This is a genomic window from Thioalkalivibrio sp. ALgr3, assembly GCF_000377325.1.
Taxonomy (GTDB): domain Bacteria; phylum Pseudomonadota; class Gammaproteobacteria; order Ectothiorhodospirales; family Ectothiorhodospiraceae; genus Thioalkalivibrio.
In genome coordinates this window covers 1-1,986 of record NZ_KB898025.1, presented here as the reverse complement: position 1 = coordinate 1,986, position 1,986 = coordinate 1, and the positions used below count along the sequence as shown (strand labels likewise).

Sequence of the window (1,986 nt, the reverse complement as noted above, 5' to 3'; positions counted from 1 at the left end):
CCGCCCGCCGCAGACGTGGCTTCACGTTGAGTGTCCTCTTTCGCCTTCGACACCGTGAAGCAGAGCTTGGCCTTAACGGTTTCCCCTTCCCGCTTCCACACCAGTTGCACAGCCTTGACCCGAGCATTGGTCGGCATGGGCCGGTGCATCACGACCGGGAACTTCACCTGGTTCCCGTCTGCATCCACCCGAATCCGGGCCATTACCCGGCCCTCTCGGCGCCGGGCCGACGCACCCAGGAACTCGACCCCCACGGGGGGTGCCTCGACGTGGATCATCGAGCAGTCGCCTCGATGCACCTCCTCCGGGGATGCACCCAGGCCGGAAGCCGTGCGCTGAATCTGGACCGTCAGCACCCCATCCTCCCGATCCGGGTTGAAATGACGCATCCGGCGGCCCTTCTTCATCGCCGTCTTCCGCCCCGCTTCGTAGTCATCCACGACCCGGTTGTAATTCGCCCAGAACAGGCCGGAAGCCGAGCGCAGGCGCTTGATCTCTTCCTTGCGACGGGCCTGATGTTCCCTGATCGCTTCCTTGTTCGCTTTCCGCCATGCAGCCGCCAGTCGCCAGACTTCGCGACGCGCCGAATCCCGAGCCGACGCGGCTTCCCGCAGCGCTTTATCCAGCGCGGGGTCTACCTTCCGGGAGCGACTTGCGGCTCGGGCTTCATCGCGCGCAGTCCGCGCCTCGCGAAGCTCCTCAGCCTTTTTCTTCAGGTATTCAACCGCCGCTGCGTAAGCCGGATCATCGGCCTTCATCCGATCGTCCAGCTCGCGATCCAGCTCGCGGTCCATATCCACCAGGGCATCCCAGAATGCCCTCTGCTTTCGGACCTCCTCCCTGATCGCCGGACTCCACAAAGGAACCTCGCCGCAGCCGTAAGCATAGACCAGGGCTTCCTTTTTCTCGTCAGTTCGTTTCATTGCCTACGCTCCTGCGCTGGTTTCTTGATCGGATCATGGTCATGCGGATTTTCCGCCATGCAAGCCGCTGATTTTTCGATCCGATTTTACTTGACCGTTTCTTGATTCGGCGCCTTGATCGGAAAGCACTGCGCCGCGAGCCGGATGGCATCTCGGCCCAGCTCAGCGATCCGGCGGTTGCCCTCGGTGGTCCGGTACGTCCGGTTCCACGCCAGCCCCGAGGTGTGCGGCATCGGGATCACCCGGCGCCCCTCGTACAGCGGGAGCGCCTGACTGCCCCGCTGCTGCGCCTCAGCGATCATCCCGGCCACTTGCGGCAGATACGCCCCCGAGCGAAGCCGAACGCCGCACAGAACGCGCCCGGCGCTTTCTCCCACCGCGAGGATCACGCGGGGGTTCTGCCGCTCGATGGCCTCCTCCAGCCGCTCGGTGCAGGCGCGCACTTCGTCTGCGAAGGGCTTGCGGTTGTTGGGCGGACGGCAGCGCACGATGTTGGTTCGCGCCCAGCCCTCGCGGGGAAGGCCGGTGATGGCCTCGATCTCGCGCTCCAGCGTCCGACCGGCGGACCCGATGAACCCGACCCCGCGCTCGTCTTCATCCGCACCGGGGGCCTCGCCCACGGCGAGGATCGAATCCGTGGCGCCGTCCGGCTCCACCATCTGCGTCCGGCACTCGCTCAGGCGGCAGGCCGTACAGTCGTTTCGCATTACTCTCTCCTGTTGGGATAGAACGCAGTGCCTGGCCTCACGGCCGATTCTCCATCGAGGATCGACCCGAACCGATCCCCTCAACCGCCCGCTCATAGAACCGGGTGTAGAAATACCACCGGCCCTTCGGAAATCCATCGAGGCCCGTGGTGACATAGATCCGCAGGCCGCTTCGCGTCGGCCGCCATTCCCAGGGGCGGGCCGGATCACCCTGCATCCACCCCCGCTCGCACAGGGCCTCCATGTAGGCGCAAAGCCCGATGGTGGACCCAAGAAACTGGCCGGGGTCTCGGTCTTCCACCACGCCGCGCAGGACGGCGAGGCAAAGGGCCTGGTCAGCCGGTTTCATCGGCAGG

Annotated in this window: 3 protein-coding genes; all 3 read right to left on the bottom strand. The window is 65.3% G+C overall.

What is annotated here, in order from left to right; translation table 11 throughout:
* Nucleotides 1-923: hypothetical protein (locus C998_RS14290; protein WP_038082235.1), on the bottom strand; the 923-nt coding region annotated here is incomplete at its 3' end.
* A gap of 86 nt (nucleotides 924-1,009) precedes the next feature.
* Nucleotides 1,010-1,630 (bottom strand): uracil-DNA glycosylase, encoded by a 621-nt coding sequence (locus C998_RS0113865; protein ID WP_018871470.1) that lies wholly within the window; start codon nucleotides 1,628-1,630, stop codon nucleotides 1,010-1,012.
* Between the two features lie 37 nt (nucleotides 1,631-1,667).
* A partial coding sequence (locus C998_RS15115) for a hypothetical protein (protein ID WP_038082232.1) occupies nucleotides 1,668-1,986 on the bottom strand: 319 nt, incomplete at its 5' end.